The organism is Desmonostoc vinosum, assembly GCF_059505385.1.
Genome location: NZ_JCACKM010000142.1, coordinates 1 through 17,737, shown reverse-complemented (window position 1 = coordinate 17,737; position 17,737 = coordinate 1). Strand labels below are relative to the sequence as shown.

Annotated in this window: 8 protein-coding genes and 4 pseudogenes; 9 read left to right on the top strand and 3 right to left on the bottom strand. The window is 44.4% G+C overall.

Features of this window, described 5'->3' with window-relative positions:
• Window positions 1-74: 74 nt before the first annotated feature.
• A pseudogene (locus AC5JMF_RS20690) lies at window positions 75-287 on the top strand (reverse transcriptase/maturase family protein); the annotation flags it as partial.
• A gap of 58 nt (window positions 288-345) precedes the next feature.
• Here AC5JMF_RS20690 and AC5JMF_RS20685 read toward each other — a convergent pair.
• A protein-coding gene (locus tag AC5JMF_RS20685; RefSeq protein WP_495797595.1) for an IS5 family transposase occupies window positions 346-1,106 on the bottom strand; the annotation gives its coding sequence in 2 pieces (ribosomal slippage) (window positions 346-770 and window positions 770-1,106; 762 coding nt in all).
• Between the two features lie 49 nt (window positions 1,107-1,155).
• Window positions 1,156-3,243 (bottom strand): annotated as a pseudogene (locus tag AC5JMF_RS20680) (hypothetical protein).
• Window positions 3,244-3,734: 491 nt separating this feature from the next.
• Here AC5JMF_RS20680 and AC5JMF_RS20675 point away from each other — a divergent pair.
• The 8 genes and pseudogenes from AC5JMF_RS20675 to AC5JMF_RS20640 all read left to right on the top strand — a co-directional run.
• Window positions 3,735-3,878, top strand: coding sequence for a hypothetical protein (locus AC5JMF_RS20675; protein WP_495797594.1), 144 nt, complete (start codon window positions 3,735-3,737; stop codon window positions 3,876-3,878).
• 465 nt (window positions 3,879-4,343) lie between these two features.
• Window positions 4,344-11,423 carry a PAS domain S-box protein gene (locus tag AC5JMF_RS20670; RefSeq protein ID WP_495797593.1) on the top strand — a complete coding sequence of 2,360 codons (7,080 nt, stop codon included), beginning with the start codon at window positions 4,344-4,346 and terminating at the stop codon, window positions 11,421-11,423.
• 8 nt (window positions 11,424-11,431) lie between these two features.
• Window positions 11,432-12,061, top strand: coding sequence for a response regulator (locus AC5JMF_RS20665; RefSeq protein WP_495797596.1), 630 nt, complete (start codon window positions 11,432-11,434; stop codon window positions 12,059-12,061).
• Window positions 12,062-12,448: 387 nt separating this feature from the next.
• Entirely contained in the window at window positions 12,449-13,006 is a 558-nt protein-coding gene (locus AC5JMF_RS20660) for a DsbA family protein (protein WP_495797592.1), read from the top strand.
• Window positions 13,007-13,319: 313 nt separating this feature from the next.
• Window positions 13,320-13,811, top strand: a complete 492-nt coding sequence (locus AC5JMF_RS20655) for a helix-turn-helix domain-containing protein (protein WP_495797591.1) — start codon at window positions 13,320-13,322, stop codon at window positions 13,809-13,811.
• A 281-nt stretch (window positions 13,812-14,092) separates the two neighbouring features.
• Window positions 14,093-15,166, top strand: coding sequence for a glutaminase A (gene glsA / locus AC5JMF_RS20650; protein ID WP_495797590.1), 1,074 nt, complete (start codon window positions 14,093-14,095; stop codon window positions 15,164-15,166).
• A 686-nt stretch (window positions 15,167-15,852) separates the two neighbouring features.
• Window positions 15,853-16,071: pseudogene (locus tag AC5JMF_RS20645) on the top strand (reverse transcriptase N-terminal domain-containing protein); the annotation flags it as partial.
• A gap of 256 nt (window positions 16,072-16,327) precedes the next feature.
• Window positions 16,328-17,533 (top strand): annotated as a pseudogene (locus tag AC5JMF_RS20640) (group II intron reverse transcriptase); the annotation flags it as partial.
• On the opposite strand, the gene AC5JMF_RS20635 reads toward AC5JMF_RS20640, so the two are convergent.
• Window positions 17,526-17,737 (bottom strand): hypothetical protein (locus tag AC5JMF_RS20635; protein WP_495797589.1); only part of this gene is annotated, 212 nt, incomplete at its 5' end. The pseudogene AC5JMF_RS20640 and the gene AC5JMF_RS20635 sit on opposite strands and share 8 nt — an antisense overlap.

Sequence of the window (17,737 nt, the reverse complement as noted above, 5' to 3'; positions counted from 1 at the left end):
TTCGTCTGATGATCAAGCGGATGGCTTCTTAAGCTTTTGTTTACGAATCAGCTCTAAGCTTAAACATGAACCAAAAGGTTAGTGCAACCCGTCGAATTTGGATTCCCAAATCTAACGGAGACAAGCGCCCCCTCGGAATACCCACAATGCATGACAGAGCGACTCAAGCGCTTGCCAAACTGGCTCTTGAACCAGAATGGGAAGCAAAGTTTGAGCCAAATAGCTACGGCTTCCGACCAGGAAGAAGCGCCCATGATGCAATCGAAGCAATATTTCTCAACATCAAACAATGTAAAACCAGAATAGGAAATACCATGCTTAACCCAATAATCCTAGGGCGTGTCATCAATTAAGCCAAATAACAGAAGCAACAAGATAAATTGCACCCAGAAAATTGGTAGCGCGTTTATCGTAGCGCGTCGCAATCCCTCGATACTGCTTGAGTTTGGCAAAAAAGTTTTCAATAAGATGACGGGCTTTGTACAAATCCCGATCGTAGTCACCAGGACTAGTACGGTTGCGCTTGGGAGGAATCACTGCGGTTTTGCCCAGAGACTCAAGTCGCTCAATGACTCGCTCATCGGCATCATACCCTTTATCTGCCAGTACTGTGTCTGCCACAATATTAGGTAGCAGTTGGTCGGCTCCATCGAGGTCGCAAGCTTGCCCTGGTGTCAGGTGAAAACTTAGAGGGTTGCCTAAAGCGTCCACCACAGCGTGAATCTTAGTACTCAATCCACCTTTGCTACGACCAATCGCTTCTGTGGATGGCTCCCCCCTTTTGCACCCGCACTATGCTGATGGGCGCGGACAATTGTCGAGTCAATCATCGCATATTCATTATCGGCATCGTCTGCTAACTGCTCAAACACCTTCTCCCAAACCCCTGTTTTTGACCATCTGCTCAAACGAGTATGAATCACCCGAAAATCTCCAAAGCGCTCCGGTAGGTCACGCCAAGGGATACCTGATCGGTAACGATACAACACTGCTTCTACAAACAATCGATTATCTTTAGCCGTGACTCCTACATAGCCCTCTCGCCCCGGCAACAGGTTTTTGATTCTCTCCCACTGGTCATCTCGTAGTGCGTATCGGCGTGTCATGTTTTTCCTATTGTTTATCGCACATTACACCCTTCTGATTTCAGTTTACCTAATTGATGACACGTCCTAGTGCATTTGCCCGGTTTAGGGGTTCTTGCCGAACAATTTGGATAAACTCTTCCATGTAACCGCGATACTTAGTCGGAATATCCTTGCCTTCAATACCCTTGGATTTTGCCCAGGCTTCTGTTTTAAATAAATCTTCGTAGTGTTTGGCTACCTGTTGTACGTACTCAACTTGGTCTTTTTCACTGCCAAAATTTTTCAGAATCGTAATTTCTGACTCTAACGCCTCAATTGAGGTAAGGTGATTATTGATAACACCGACACTAAAGCCATCGCTCATGTGAATGGCGATTTCCTCAAATTCTGGCTGACTGCCATCTTCTTGGTAGAAAGATTGTTTTTTGAGTTTAACAGTTGGTTCGTAGGCGTTTTCAGGTAAGTTGCGCTCCTTTGCCTCGGCGGTGAGGTTTGGATACTTGCTTGCCCGCTCAAAGCCGATACAATCACCATCGTAGTCGCGTGCCTGACGCTCTTGTTCGGACTCTTGAGGAAGAATTTCTAGCTCGTAACCAGCTGACTTGAGTTATGAAATATACTCATTAAATTTATTGGTAAACTCGATTTTGTCTTTAGTTTCGAGCTTGCCGATATTTTGGTCTAAGTAATTTGTAATACCTTCTAATTGAAGATTTTTTCCTTGAGCTTCTGGCAGGATAGATTTAATTTGCTCGTTTATGCGGTTGTAAATGCGATCGCTTGTTTCGTCCGAGACAGCGATCGCACCTACTAAAGGTTTACCATCAGGCCCAAGGATATCTTCTACCATTTTGTTAATTGAGAGGCACAGACCATTTGAGTTGAGGAAAGGGGAGCGGAAGTTGAGAACTTCTTCCTTATCTTGATAATGCGGGATGCAGATTTCCTCATTTTGTAGGTCTTTGGAGGGAATGACCATTGCTCGCTCAAAGGTGAGCGTCTTGCCAATGGCGATTTCTTTCCACTCGTTTTGGACGAACCGGGCGAGTTCGCGCTGTACTTTCTCGGTTTCGAGAAGTTGACCTTCCCCTTGAAGGTCAGCTTTGATGAGTTTGTAAATGAAAGAGTCAGTAGTAAGGCGATCGCGCAAAGTTTCTAAATCTTCTGCTACTGTTGGATCTTCTGCTGCTTGTTCTTCTAGTGTGGTTACTTGTTCTTCAAGAAAGGCTTTCCGTTTCTCGTACTTTTCAAGAATAAGTTGTGCAAGTTGCCGAGGGTCGTCCTGTGCAACATTCAGCTTTTTGGCTTCAAGTTCTAGCTGTTCGGTAAAGTCTTTGAGTCCGTTAGGGAAAGAGGCAAGTAACTGAGATATTGCTGTCTTACCGAGTTCAGATTGTGATTTTTCACCTAGCCAAATATTTTGCCTATACAGTCCAGGTTGAATTTGAGGCTTAGTCGCGCCATGGGGATTATCTTTATCAGTTCCCTTGAACGCAGATAAGGGAAGAATTAAGTCAATTTTAGTTGCGTTGTTTGGGTCTTGATAATTAAGAATTTGGTCAAGGTTTGCAGGTCGCAAAGTACCTTTGCCAAAGCGGTATTTGTTATCGTCGCCGTCTCGGTGAGTCCAACCAAAGCGGTGCTGAATGACTCGATATTTATCACCTTTTTGATGCTTAGTTAATTCGTGATACAGGTCTGTAGATATTTGCCCGTAACAGTCTCCCGTTAGCCGATATGCTTGGTCATTGCTAATAACGCCGCCATTTTCACCATTACTGTCATCAACAACTAAAACATTTAACTCTTTATTGACAGCATTTTTACATGAGCCAAGGAAGATAGACCCGTAAGCACCTCTATCTTTGTTATCTGGGCATAATTGTCTAATTGTATGTAGACATTCTTCCGACCCATATAACAACCGAGTTTTTGATGATAATAATAATTTGTGACCTTCAGGATGATTAATCAATTGTTCCACAGTAGACTTTTCGTCCATGTGTCCAAACGAAAAGTTTACACCAGGAAAGAAATGTTCTAGTAAGGTATTATTAAGTTCTTCCTTTAACAGCGAATCTGGATTATTTGTATTACCATCTGTATGAATCCACTGATTTAATCTAGTGTCAAAATGTTTAGCTTGAATTGTCATATATTAACAATTAAACTTCTAAAATTAGATATAAATTTTTACTTTTTGGCACTAAAATACCCTTAGAGTTTAATTTTACTTTCTCTATATCGGTAATCTATTCAACAAATTTCTAATTTCTGCTGGCAATTTAGACGTAATTTAAAATACTCTAATATAAAGTTTTTACTTAATTTACTACTAATAAAGGTTGATTCTGCGTAATATCATAATTTAAATCTGAAAAAAATATACCAATTTTTCGATTACTTTTTGCTTAGTGCTAAATCAGTAGTAACTTTTGTGATGTTTGCGATTATGTTGTGTTTGTAGTTTTAGCCAGAATGACAATGTGTTAAAAACTCAATATTAGATACCATAGAGGCATCACAGGAGGCGATTAGCAACTGATGAGCATTGTAGACAGTATATTCATGCAGATGTTCGGTCGTCCGAAGGGTATGCTAGGCAGGTGGTTCTGTCGCAAACGGGACATCGACAAATTGCGGTGAATGCTGTTGCACCAGGCGCGATCGCGCACTGACTTTGGGGGTGGCGCAGTGCGAGACAATCCAGAAGTAAATCAATTCTTGGCGTCTCTAACGGTGCTAGGTCGGGTGGGTTTGCCCGATAGCGTGTGGAACAGGCGAAATTGATGTTGTCGAAAACGGACTTAGCGATAACCCTTCGGGATAGCTTCTCTACGAGACGCTCCGCGAACGCTTACCGCAGACATTACCTTACAAGTGGGTAACTCTAGCCGGAGTCATTTAGGAGTCATGCAAAAATAACTTGAACACTTTTGATTGGGAAGTAAAGCTAACAACTTATTCCAGATTACATTTGTACAACTTATTTTTACGTGATGCCTTAACACAACAGTTTAAGCGCCTTACCAGAATAACGCCAAAGCAAGTTCGCCCTTCACCTTAAGAATCTGATAGAAATCAAGCTTGAGAACTCAATACACTACTTCTGCGATCGCAATATCTCAAACCATTACTCTGCAACTGCTTGGGACCTCCTATAAAGGTAAATTTGCGGAAGAGATTATTTTTTTCGAGTTTGGTAAACGATATACTTTGTGATATCGCTGACGATACTCATAGGAAGAAAATCCAATGATTGCCTTACCTGGAGTTACCATCCACAGCAAAATCTACGAAAGTTCGCTAACTCTTGTGTATCGGGGCATAAGAGAGCGGGAGAATTGTGCAGTCATCGCTAAAGTTCTGAAGCAGGATTATCCTTCTTCTTGTGAATTAACTCGTTATCGGCAGGAATATGAAATTACCTGTTCCCTCAACATCGAAGGCGTAGTTAAGGCATACAGTCAGCAGAACTATCAGCGCACGCTCTTCATTCTTCTAGAAGATTTTGGCGGAGAGTCTTTAGAATACTGGATGCGGCAGCAATCAGACTTCTGCCCCATGCCCTTATCTACTTTTCTAGGACTGGCGATCGCCATTACTAAGACTCTAGGCAGAATCCATGCTGCTCATGTCATCCATAAAGATATCAACCCTGGTAACATTGTCTTTAATCCGAACACTGGCGTTGTTAAAATCATTGATTTTGGGATTGCCACTCGCTTGGGCCGCACCAATCTCACGTTCAAAAGTCTCCATCTTCTGGAAGGAACCCCCGCCTATCTATCCCCAGAGCAAACCGGGCGGATGAACCGGATGCTCGACTATCGCACTGATTTTTATTCACTAGGCGCAACCTTTTACGAACTGTTGACTGGACAGCTACCGTTCCCCACCCAAGACATCCTAGAACTAGTTCATTGCCATATTGCCAAACCGCCGATTCCCCCGCACGAATTGAACGCAACAATTCCCCAACCCGTTTCAGACTTAATTTTGAAACTGATGGCGAAAAATGCGGAGGATCGCTATCAAAGTGCCTGGGGAATTAAAGCAGACTTGCAACGCTGCGTCGATCAACTGAAAGCAACAGGTCAAATTGACCCGATTCAACTCGGTCTTCAAGATGTCTCGGCTCAGTTTCAAATTCCTCAAAAACTGTATGGACGAGAAGCCCAGATTGAAGCATTGTTAGCAGCATTTGACAGAGTAGCTGGAAAGACATTCAGCGAATGTCAACTAGAAGAAGGCATAGAAAATGCTCAACTCAATGTCGAACTCATGCTCGTTGCTGGTTACGCTGGCGTTGGCAAAACAGCATTGGTGCAGGAACTCTACAAACCCATCACGGCAAAGCACAGCTATTTCATATCAGGTAAATTTGACCAATTTGGGCGCAATGTTCCTTATAGCGCGATCGCCCATGCCCTGCAAAAATTGGTGCAGCAACTTCTGGGAGAACCTGACGAGCAGTTGCAACAGTGGCAAGAGCACCTACTCACCGCTTTGGGAAACAACGGACAAATCATCATTGATGTCATCCCCGAAGTTGAGTTAATCATTGGCAAGCAGCCGCCTGTACCAGAAGTTGGAGCAACTGAAGCACAGAATCGCTTCAATCTAACTTTTCAAAGGTTTATGCGGGCGTTTTGTGCAAAAGAGCATCCCCTGGCGATCTTCTTAGACGATCTCCAGTGGATCGATTCTGCGACACTGAAGTTAATTGAACTTATATTACTCGACGAGCAAACCCAATATCTCTTTTTAATTGGAGCCTACCGAGATAATGAAGTGACTCCAACGCATCCATTGGTTTTGACGCTAGAAAAACTGCGAAAAGGGGGAGCAGTACTTCAGGAAATCATTCTCACCCCCCTAACACTGGAACCGTTAAGCCAACTGATAGCTGAGACATTACATCACAATCCTGATACCGTTCGTCCCCTAGCCCAAGCTGTATCACGTAAAACCGAGGGCAACCCTTTCTTTGTCGGTGAATTCTTAAAAATGCTGCATGGCGAAAATCTGCTGACCTTTGATACACAACAGTTGAGCTGGCAATGGAACCTGACTGAGATTGACGCTCAAGATATCACTGACAATGTGGTGGAGTTGCTGTTACGTCAGTTGCAGAAATTGCCCGAAGCAACACAGCAAATTCTCTGCCTAGCCGCTTGTGTTGGGGCTGAATTTGATTTGGAGACGTTGGCGATCGCCTGGGAAAAATCACCGAAAGCAATTTTCCAGGATTTACTAGCAGCAGTTCAAGCTGGATTAATTCAACCCTTGTCTAACTTGGACGAAGATTTGTTAGTTCAAGAGTATAAGTTTTCGCACGATCGCGTCCAGCAAGCTGCTTATACTTTGATTGATGAGTCGCACAAACAAGTTATTCATCTCCAAATCGGTCGCAATTTACTCGAAAAAACTTCACCAGAGCAACGAGCAGAGCGGCTGTTTGCCATTGTAGATCATCTTAATCAAGGAATTGAGCTAGTCACTGCTCAACCCGAACGAACTGAAATTGCCAGGTTGAATTTAATGGCAGGTCAGAAAGCCAAATCAGCAACGGCTTATGAAGCAGCGCTTCAGTATTTCAATACAGGGCTTAAACTCCTAGATACAGATAGTTGGCTCAGTGAGTATGACCTCACCTTGGCGCTGTACTCCCAAGCAGCAGAAGCAGCATATCTTCGTGGTCGCTTTGATAAGATGAACCAATTCGCAGAAGTGGTACTCATCCACGCTAAGACAGTGCTTGACAAAGTGCAGGTTTACAATAGTAGAATTCAAAGCTATTTGTCACAGGGCAACCTAAAAGAAGCACTTAAAACTGGGTTAGAAGTGTTAAATCTCCTGGGAGTAATCTTACCAGAAAATCCCAGCCAGTTAGATGTTCAAAGAGGATTGGAAGAAACGGCTTCCCTATTAGCTGGACGAGAAATCGCAGACTTAATTAATTCACCAAAGATGACGGCATCAGAACCGCGTTCAGCAATGTACATCCTGACGAATATCAGGGCTGTTGCATTTTTGGTGTCACCATTGCTGATGATACTGATTTTGTGCAAGATGGTCAATTTATCAATCAACTATGGCAATACTACTTGGTCACCACTGGGTTATGCTAGCTACGGACTTGTTCTATGTGGAATTGTTCAAGACATTGAACGCGGTTATCAATTTAGCAAATTAGCTCTGGGCTTGGCAGAACGATTGAATAGCAAAAAAGGGAGTGTTAAAGCATTGCTGGTAGTGAGTGCCAATGTCATGCATTGGAAGGTTCATTTTAGGAAAACAATACCAATACTGGTTGAGTCTTATCAAAACGGAGTGGAAACCGGAGACTTTGAATATGCTAGCTATGCTGCATATGGTGCATGTTATTACTTGTTTTTTGTCGGTGAGTCACTCACCCAACTGGAACAAAAAACGGCAACCTATAGCAAAGCGATCGGTCAAATCAGACGGGAAAACCCGTCGAATTGGCTTACAATGTTATGGCAGACAGTTCTTAATCTGTTAGGTAAGTCTCTTAATCTTAGCCGTTTAATTGGTAGGGTATATGATGAAGAGCAAGCGCTATCGCACGCTGTTGCAGTCAAAGACGGACTTGGAATTTGCTGCTTTTATTTAAACAAAGTTATACTGTGCTATCTATTTGGGGAGCACTATCAAGCTGTACAAAATGCTGTTTTAGCAAGGCAGTATTTTGAAGAGATAACACCATTGATGGTTATACCTTTATTCAACTTCTACGACTCTCTGGTGCTTTTGAGCCTATTTGTTGAGGCTTCAAGCTCCCAAAAAGCAGCTTGGCTGAGTTGTGTTAGTACCAACCAAGAAAAGATGCAAAAATGGGCAGATCACGCCCCAATGAACTATTTGCATAAATATTACTTAGTCGAGGCAGAGAAAGCGCGAGTCTTAGGGCAATTTCTTGAGGCTGAAGAGTTTTATGAACAAGCGATCGCAGGTGCTTCTGAACATGAGTTTATCCAGGAAGAAGCACTCGCGTATGAATTAGCGGCAAAACATTATTTGGCGAGAGGTCGGTCAAAAATTGCCCAAACTTACATGAAAGAGGCACATTATTGCTACGATCGCTGGGGCGCAGCGGCAAAGGTCACAGATTTAGAAACTCGCTATCCGCAGTTTTTCTCGCAGTCTCCCAGGGTGGTTCCCAGATCAATCTCCACCACTTCTGAGACGATCGCCAATACTTCCCATACTGCTTTAGATTTAGCGGCGGTGATGAAAGCCTCGCAAGCAATTTCTCGTGAAATTGAACTGGAGCAGTTATTGCGATCGCTGATGCAGATCTTAATTCAGAATGCTGGCGCTCAAACTGGATATCTAATTCTGGAAAACTCAGGAGAATGGTTGATTGAAGCTGCTTGTGAATTTAATGATGAGAATGTCTGCGATACGCAAGTGCTGCAATCCATTCCAACTGTGGATCAACTGCCTGAATCCATCGTTCAATATGTGATTCGGACTCAGGAATCTGTGACTTTAAACGATGCGATTTGCGAAGGTGCTTTTATTAATGAGCTATACATTCAACAACACCAAACCAAATCGATTCTCTGTTTGCCGCTGCTGAATCAAGCCAAGCTAGTCGGCGTGCTGTATTTAGAGAATCAGCTAGCGGCGGGAGCATTTACACCAGAGCGTACACAGGTCTTGCATTTACTATCAACCCAGGCAGCGATCGCCATCGAAAATGCCAAACTCTACTCACAGCTACGGGCCAGCAAAAATGAACTAACTCAATTCTTTGAAGCGATTCCGGTGGGAATCGTCGTTGCGGATACAACAGGTCGCCCTTGCTACTCCAATCAACAAGCAACCCAGCTAGTAGGCAAAACGTTCGATCCTGCCCTGAGTGTGAAGCAATTGGCAAAGATTCATCAAGTTCAGTTAGCGGGAACGGATCAACCCTATCCGACTGAGCAAATACCGATCGTCCGAGCACTGAGCGGCGAACGCACCAAGGTTGATGATATAGAAATCCAGCGAGACGACACCACAATTCCAATTGAGGCATGGGGAACGCCTGTTTTTGATGAACAGGGCAATGTGGCTTATGCGATCGCTACCTTCCAGGACATTACCGAGCGCAAACAAGCCGAGAAACTACTTGCCGACTATAACCGTACCCTGGAGCAACAAGTCGTGGAACGAACGGCAGCTTTGCAGGCAAGCGAAGCCGCACTCCGCGAACGAGAACAAGAGTTACGGCTGATCACTGATGCTCTCCCTGCCCTGATTAGCTATGTCGATATAAATCAGCGCTATCAGTTTGTTAACCGAAACTTTGAAGTTTGGTTCTGTCGTAGTCGAAATGAAATTCTGGGCAAGTCTATCCGCGAACTTTTGGGTGAGGCGGCTTACCAAGTTGTTCAAGTTTATGTCGATCGAGTGCTGGCAGGAGAGACCGTCACCTATGAGGCAGAAATGCCTTATCCGTTTGGCAACAAGTATGTCAGTGCTACTTTCATCCCCGATTTTGATCGCCACAATCGAGTCAGAGGATTATATGGTCTAGTTACGGACATTAGCGATCGCAAACGAATAGAGGACGCACTACGGCAAAGCGAAGCAAACTATCGCAACTTAATAAAAACTGCGAACTCAATCATCATTCGCTCTGATATGCAAGGGCGAATTCAATACCTAAACGATTACGGGCTGAGATTTTTTGGCTATGAGGAACATCAGATTTTAGGGCGTACCCTCTTAGAAACGATCGTTCCAGAGACTGAAACCTCTGGGCGAAATCTCAAACAATTTGTTCATGATGTGATTCACAACTTTAAATCTTACTCGCCTGAATCTTACTTTCAGTCCGAGAATGAAAACTTGTGTCGAGACGGCAGGCGAGTTTGGGTCGCGTGGTCAAATCAAGCGATTTTGAACGAGCAGGGAGAGTCAGTTGAAATTTTATCGGTTGGACATGACATCACCCAGCGAAAACAGGCAGAAGAAGCTTTACAGCGCAGTGAAGCCAAGTTCCGCAATATCTTTGAAAACTCCCAGGTCGGCATCTTCCGCACTCGCCTCTCGGATGGATTAATTCTCGATGCCAATCAACGCTTTGCGGATCTATTTGGCTTTGATTCACCAGAGGAAGTGATCGGGCTTAAACACGGCACAGACTGTTATGCGAATCCGAGCGATCGCCAGCGAGCCATTGAGTTGCTAGAGCAGAATGGTGAACTGCAAAACTTTGAAGTGAAATTGCAAAGACGAGATGGCACATTGTTTTGGGGACTTTACTCGACTCGCCTGAATGCAGCCGATGAATGCATAGACGGCGTGATTGCAGATATTAGCGATCGCGTATCAGCAGAAGCCGCACTACAAGCCTCAGAGACAGAGCTACGGGCTTTAATTGCAGCCATTCCCGATCCATTATTTGTACTGACTGCTGAAGGGAAAATCCTCAATATGACCATCATGGAGCCGCATCTGCGATGTGAACTCACTGAGGAGATGATTGGTAAAACCATGCATCAATTCGGAAAGGAACAAGCCGATGAATTCGTTGGGTATATTCAGCAGGTGCTGAGAACCCAACAAATCCTCACAGTCGAGTACAGTATGGTTCTGAATGGACGAGAAACCTGGATTTCGGCGCGTATTGCACCGTTCCGCCACGAGCAAGTAATTTGGCTGGCGCGAGATATTACGGTTCACAAGCAAGCAGAAGCAGCCTCGATTCTGGAAGAACGCAACCGCATGGCACGCGAAATTCACGATACACTAGCCCAGGCGTTTACAGGCATTCTCATCCAGGTCGGTGCAGCAACTCAAGTGCTAACAGATGAGCCAGAAGCCACCCAAGCGCATTTAGACACGATCGAGGAATTAGCACGCACCGGACTCAGTGAGGCGCGGCGATCGGTCAGAGCGCTCCGTCCTCAGTTGTTAGAGTCAGGCGATTTATCGAGTGCGCTCCAGCGTCTCGTAAACCAGATGAGAGCGACGACTGATACTGCTCTGATTTACAAAGTTCAGGGGATAGCCTATCCATTACCCGCCGAGGTTGAAAATAACTTACTCCGGATTGGACAGGAAGCCTTGACTAATGCAATTAAATATGCTCAAGCTGGTGAAATTCGCGTCGAGTTAGTATACGACAATGGACAGTGCATCTTACGAGTTAAAGATGATGGACAGGGCTTTGGAGTGGGTAGTGTCCCATTGAGCAGTGGGTTTGGTTTATTAGGAATGAGCGAACGAGCCGAACACATGGGAGCGCAACTGCTGATCGGGAGCCAACCAAAGCAGGGAACAGAAATCGTTGTTATTGTCGATCGCAAGTGAGCATTATGATTAGCCAACCTACCCCGATTCGCGTTCTCATCGTTGACGATCATTCCATTGTCAGGCAAGGGTTAGCAACGATTATTAATCGCGATCCGGAAATGACGGTAGTTGCTCAGGCAGAAAATGGGCAACAGGCGATCGCCCACTTTCGCGAACACCAACCGGATGTAACCTTGATGGATTTGCGGATGCCGCAACTATCGGGAGTTGAAGCCATCAGCGCGATTTGTGCTGAATTTAAACCTGCCCGAATTATCGTTCTCACCACCTATGATGGTGACGAAGATATCTATCGTGGCTTGCATTCAGGCGCTCAGGGTTATCTGCTCAAGGATGCGAAACCCAACGAGCTTTTGAACGCGATTCGCACAGTTCACCACGGTCAGCAATACATTCCGCCAGATGTGGGTGCAAAACTAGTGCAGCGATTGAGCAACCCAGAACTGAGCGAACGAGAACTAGAGGTACTGGGTTTGATCGCACAAGGAATGAACAACTCAGACATCGCCACGACTTTAACAATTGGTGAAAGTACCGTCAAATCTCATGTGAATCGCATTTTGAGTAAATTGGGAGTGAGCGATCGCACCCAGGCCGTGATTGTTGCCGTTAAACGCGGGATCGTCAGTTTATAAGCAGGTTGTACTCTGGTTGGAATTTGCAGTCCAACTAGAGTTGGAGCGCTTCGACCCCTCAGAGATGGATGGATTGATCAACTGCTGGGTTGGGCAAAAGTTTCAACTGGGAGTGGACGACAGATTAAAAATAGTTGCATATATTGAATTTAGGCAAACACATACGGCAATTGAATTGCAGGATTTGAGTTTGCTTTATACAGGATCGTGGAAAGAGGCTGTAGAGCGTAGTCTCCCGCAGGCATCGCCTATACCATTTTGAAAAAAGAATGCGACAGATAGACCATTGTAGAGACGTGCTGTTTGTCACGTCTCCACCGAGGGATTTGTTGTAATCATTAATTGAATTGGTATTACCATCAGCATTTTTTCCTCGGAGGTGTTCGAGTGAGCCAAAACCAAGATCGCAGTTCATTACTCGTTCCAGCTTCAATACAGGATCACATTCAGGGCGTGTTAACTGCTGCCGTGGTGCTGGTCATGTATGGGGACTATCAATGTCAACAGAGTGCGGACGTTTATAGGTTAATTAAAGTCATCAGACAACAGATCAGTGCTGCTTCTGGGGAAAACGATTTGTGCTTCGTCTTCCGCCATTTTCCGCAGACACAGATCCACCCTCATGCTCAACGAGCAGCCCAGGCGGCCCAGGCAGCCGCAGCCCAGGGACAGTTTTGGCCGATGCATGATACTTTATTTGCCCATCAACAGGGGTTAGAGAATGGTTATCTTGTAGAGTATGCCAATGATTTAAGACTTGATATTCCTCGGTTTCTCAAAGATTTGTCTCAACAAGTTCATGTTGCTCGGATCAATGAAGATATTGAGAGCGGATTACACAGTGGAGTAACGACTGCTCCAGCCCTATTTATCAATAATATTCGGTATACCGGGCGCTGGAAAATAACAGAGTTGATGGCAGCCATTATTGCTGCAAGTCACTAAGTTCCCCGATCCTCGATCCCAATTAAATGTCTAACTGAGGATAATTTTATGACATCCATGTACGAAAAACTCGGTGTCCTTGCTTCAATCGCCTAGTTTTAACTATGGGGTTATACTCAGCAACGCCAGTCCGACGCCACTTGCTTCAAGCCGGGAAACCCGTCCAACGCAGTGGCTCCTCAAGTCGAGCCACTGCTTTGCGGGGGTTCCCACGGCAGTCGCTCATGGGGAGCCAGTGCGTTGGGCGGCTCTGCCGACTTGAAGCAACTGGCGTGGAAACCCCCAAGACCGCGCTGCCTCCCCGTTGTAGCAAGTGGCGTGGGAAACCCTTTCGGCAGTCGCCTACGGAGGGAAACCCTCCCGCAGCGCTGCCTCACCACGCGGCTGGCTCCTCAGCACTACTGAACTTTTGCCTGGTTTGTTATCCATAATAGCCGATTTCTTAACCATGCCCATATCAACAATTACATTTAATAATAGAAGCTTAACTCCCACCCGATTGCAACAAGTGATCGACTATATCAACACTCACCTTGACCAAGATTTATCACTCGTTCAAATTGCCGGAGTCATTAATATCAGCCCTACTTACTTTGCTAGTTTGTTCAAACATGCTACAGGTATTTCCCCTCGTCAGTACGTGATTAAACAGCGGGTAGAGCGGGCAAAACTGCTGCTATCGAAGACGGATTTAATGATTGCAGACATTGCCTTAGAAGTAGGGTTCTCCAGCCAAAGCCATCTAAATCAGCACTTTAAACGTTTAACCAGTATGACACCGAAACAGATTCGACCCTCGCTATAAGAATCTGACAAATCATCGTAATAATCTGAAAGAAGTCAAGCATTAGTGTCTCAGGCTTGCCCATTAAAAACTGCTATCTTGGGGTAAAAGGCTACGGCTTAGACTCAGCAAACCTCATCCAAATTTGTTTATTTAATTAAAAGATTCAAGACTTACGAAATATCTTCTAAGTATTTCAAGCCTTGAGTGAATAAACATTTCTTCTGGAGAATTTATCTATTGAACATCGGTAAAATTTAAATTTAATTTTTAAATTTTGAATTGTTAAAGGTAATTTAAACATGAAACCTCAACAACAAACTGTGTCTTTACTAATTCGTGAAAATTCTCAAGTCAAAATAACTAACAGGTCTATTAAATTAGAATTATTATTAGATAATTCTCAGATAAATCAGTATGCAAACTTTCAATTCCATAATTATTTGTTTGGACTACATCAAAAATATCAGTCCTTAAAAGAGGGTTTAGTTGCAGACTACATTCCTGAACTCCAAAAGGCAAATCCAGAGTGGTTTGGTATTTCTATAGTTACCACAACTGGTCAAATTTATCAGATTGGAGACTACCAACAGACATTTACTATCCAATCCATCTCCAAACCGTTTGTTTACGGTATGGCATTGGAAAATTATGGAAGGGAAGTTATGTTAAATAAAGTCGGGGTAGAACCAACAGGCCAAGCTTTTAACTCAATTGAGCTAGATCAAAAAAACAATCGTCCTTATAATCCAATGGTAAATGCAGGCGCGATCGCTACGACTGATTTACTTACGGTTGATAGTGCTAGTAAAAGACTTGAACAAATACTAAAGATGTTCAGTTGCTACACCGGACGGGAACATCATCTAGATTGGTCTGTATTCTTGTCAGAAAAGGCAACTGGGAGCAAAAATAAAGCACTTGCTTACTTAATGCATAACTCTGGCATGATTAGTAACAACATTGAGGAAACTTTAGATCTGTACTTTCAACAATGTTCTATTTCAGTTAGCTGTCATGATTTGGCAATGATGGGAGCAACTTTAGCAAATAAAGGAGTCAATCCGCTCACAGGAAAACAGGCACTAAACAAGTATTATGTACAAAATGTTCTCAGCCTGATGCATAGCTGTGGAATGTACGACTTTGCCGGAGAATGGGCTTATCGAGTTGGACTTCCTGCTAAAAGTGGAGTCAGTGGAGGTCTAGTTACTGTTATACCCGGAAAGTGTGGAATTGGTATTTTCTCACCCCTTCTTGATGCCAAAGGTAATAGTGTACGTGCAATTAGAGTTTGCGAACAGATCGCTAGAGATTTTGGACTACATTTATATAATGCTGTAGAACCTATTTGTGACCTTGCATTTTGGATGTAGCAGTCATGATGGCTATTTCACAAGATGGGGGTACGATTCACCAAAGAAAGGCAGAGGGCGTGCGATTCGATGTGGGTGAATCACGGTAATCAGTCCGTAAATAACCCTACCAACCAAATCTAGAAATAGAGAAGGTTGAATTCTCAGACAGATGCAGGTGAAAGTCCTGCCCACCTGACTCTGGTGTGACTCCATATTTATCTTTTATATTCAGTGTGATTGTTAACGGTGAAAGTCCTGCCCACCTGACTCTGGTGTGACTCCTTATCTGTCCACACTAACCAGACTCGATTTCTGGAAGGTGAAGCTGGAAACAGGGCGCAATCAGACATCCGTTGTGGGGTGACACTGGCGCTAACAGGGAGTTCCCAAGGTGAAACAGAGCCTAAAAAAGCAACCAAGCCTTGAACGGGACACAACAAACAAAACCCGATTCCATTGGAGATTTATTCCCGCCGCAAATGTCTTCGATAGCGGCATGAGTCTAGGGAATCCAAAGGTTGAATTGGCTACACCTAAAGGAACGAAATAATCTCTCTGAGGAAACGAATAAAAACGAAACTGAGGGTCTAAGGGAAGGTCGAACCCCAAGTAGGCTGGACGAGTAGCGGAATCCCCTCGTTTCGGGTAGGACAACCCGTAATTGGGTTGAGGTGTTCAGAATACACTCGGCTGGAGTAAGAGCGATGATTAGACACAGTAGAAATACTAGTGAATCCTGGAAAGAACTACCGTGGAAGAAGTTCCGCCGTAACCTATTCCGCCTACAAAAGCGCGTGTATAAAGCTGTTCGAGTTAACGACTATCGGAAAGCTCGGTCACTACAAAAGCTGATTCTGAAATCCACTTCGGCTAGATTACTGGCGATTCGGCAAGTAACACAGCTAAATGCTGGAAGTGCGACCTGAAAAAGGTCAACTAAATTGAGACTCCGTAGTCTCTCTGGGATTTCTACCCCAGACCCTTATAGAGTAACCCGTAACTAACGGTACGTCACAACCGAGTAGGCAACGAAAAAGTTGGAGTGCAGACGCTAAAAGTAGCCGTAGCTGCCAGGGTCAGGCAGTGGGGAGCAAGAGGGAAAGACGTAGAAGGATGAACATAGTCTAAGGTATTGATTAAATCACGTCACTTTAGAACGAGCCAAATGACTCCTGGACTAAGGCTCGAACCCTGAAAGTCCCCACCATTGCAGACAGAGCATGGCAATGCCTTGCAAAATATGCTTTGGAACCAGCACACGAAGCAACATTCCACTCCCGGAGCTACGGGTTTAGGACAGGACGCTCGACGCACGATGCTCAGAAAATCCTGTTTACAAATCTACAATCCAATCACCACGGAAAAGATAAACGAGTCATTGAGCTTGATATCGAAAAATGCTTCGACAGGATTTGCCACAAAACAATTATGGATCATCTGATTGCCCCCAAAGGGCTAAAACTCGGTATATTCCGATGCCTAAAAGCAGGAGTGAATCCAGAATTTCCGGAACAAGGAACGCCGCAAGGTGGAGTGGTAAGTCCGCTTTTAGCTAACATCGCACTCAACGGAATTGAGGAAATTCACAACTCGGTAAGATATGCCGACGACATGGTATTTATCCTCAAGCCAGAAGACGATGCCAACATAATACAAGCCAAAATCAGCCAATTCCTAGCAGACAGGGGAATGAATATCAGCCAGAAGAAGACCAAGCTAACCGCTACGACTTCGGGCTTTGACTTCCTTGGCTGGCACTTTCAGGTGCAGAGCAACGGAAAATTTAGATGTGTCCCTTCAGCGGACAACTTTAAAATATTCCGTCAGAAAGTAAAGCGCATTGTCAACAACTCGAATATTGGTGCTACAACAAAGGCTCTCAAATTAGCCCCTGTAGTCAGAGGATGGAGGAATTACCATCGCTACTGCAAGATGAACGGTTCACAATTCTCGTTGTACCATATCCAGCGCAGAGCATTTAGGGTGTTCAACAAGGAAACCAAACTAAACCGCGAAACTAGCAAGAAATTGCTCGATAAAGCGTTCCCCAAGGTTCCTTACTCCGAAAACAAGCACGTCAACGTCAAAGGCACAAAATCACCTTTCGATGGAGACATCGCCTACTGGAGTTAACGTAACAGCAAACTCTACGACGGCGAAACCTCTTTTGCCTTAAAACGGCAAAACCATACTTGTGCAGCCTGTGGACTTAAATTCCTATCTGATGAGAAAGTTAACCTACATCACAAAGATGGGAACCACTCCAATTGAAAAAAGAATAATCTGATAGCAATCCATGAAAGCTGTCACGATTACCTGCACATGAGCAAACCAGAGCATCGGGAGCCGGATGCACGGAAACGCGGCATGTCCGGATCTAACTGAGAGGTGTGGGAGATAATACTCCCCATCGACTCAACCAGAGGGCAGAAGGCAGAAGGGAAGATTTTGTTTTCTCTCTGCCAAAAGGGTTTGAAGCTAGGCTGTTGACTTTGTTGGTTTTTAGGCGATTTTGCGGAAAATTATTCGTGTTCAGATTCTCGATTTTTTTCATCTCTCGGAATATGTGTGGGCAGTAGCGAAAGCAGC

What these genes read in the sequence shown, in the direction of transcription:
- AC5JMF_RS20675 (WP_495797594.1), top strand. Translation starts at nt 3,735, where the DNA reads ATGCTGTTGCACCAGGCGCGATCGCGCACTGACTTTGGGGGTGGCGCA.
- AC5JMF_RS20670 (WP_495797593.1), top strand. Translation starts at nt 4,344, where the DNA reads ATGATTGCCTTACCTGGAGTTACCATCCACAGCAAAATCTACGAAAGT.
- glsA (WP_495797590.1), top strand. Translation starts at nt 14,093, where the DNA reads ATGAAACCTCAACAACAAACTGTGTCTTTACTAATTCGTGAAAATTCT.